The sequence below is a fragment of the Halorubrum tibetense genome, assembly GCF_042661865.1.
GTDB classification, from domain to species: Archaea; Halobacteriota; Halobacteria; order Halobacteriales; family Haloferacaceae; genus Halorubrum; species Halorubrum tibetense.
Genome location: NZ_JBHSWW010000690.1, coordinates 1 through 556, shown reverse-complemented (window position 1 = coordinate 556; position 556 = coordinate 1). Strand labels below are relative to the sequence as shown.

1 protein-coding gene is annotated in these 556 nt (G+C 68.2%); it reads left to right on the top strand.

Annotation, left to right across the window (positions count from 1 at the left end; translation table 11 throughout):
• Window positions 1–402 precede the first annotated feature (402 nt).
• Window positions 403–556, top strand: a 154-nt coding sequence (locus tag ACFQEU_RS17770) for a zinc-ribbon domain-containing protein (protein WP_379784309.1), incomplete at its 3' end; no start/stop codon positions are given.

Genomic DNA, 556 nt, shown 5'->3' with positions numbered 1-556 from the left:
GCGAGCGAGAAGAGACACAGGAGCGCGAGGGCGACGGCGAGCCCGGAGTCGACCCGTCGTGACAGGGCTTTCGGAAGCGCGCTGCGGGCCCGTCGGCGGAGGCGGGCGGGGTCGAGGCGTCGTGTGCGTGCCATCGTGTGTGGTGTGTCGCGACCGGTCGGTCGGCGGGTCGCGGGGCCCGGAGCAGGCCGACGCGGGCGTCCCGACCGAATCGGATCGTCGGTTGTCTGTCGGATCGAGTCGGGGCCGGGATTAAAACGTGCGTCCCCGATTATCAGACCGGAAAACGAACGGAAACAAGAGTAGAACCGCGATAGCAACCGATATCGGCGGATAACACAAATGAGATGGCGGACGGCCGACCGAAGAGTTAAGCCCGGGCGCGCTGCCGATCCGATGAGGATGAAGACGTGTCCCCGGTGTGAGTCGTCCATCGACGAGTCGGCCCGCTTTTGCGAGCAGTGCGGCGCGCCGCAGACGGAGGCGGCCGCCGAGGAGCTCGACGAGCTCGTCCAGCGGCAGGCGAAGCAGGTCGCGACCGAGTCCGGGGGCGGAG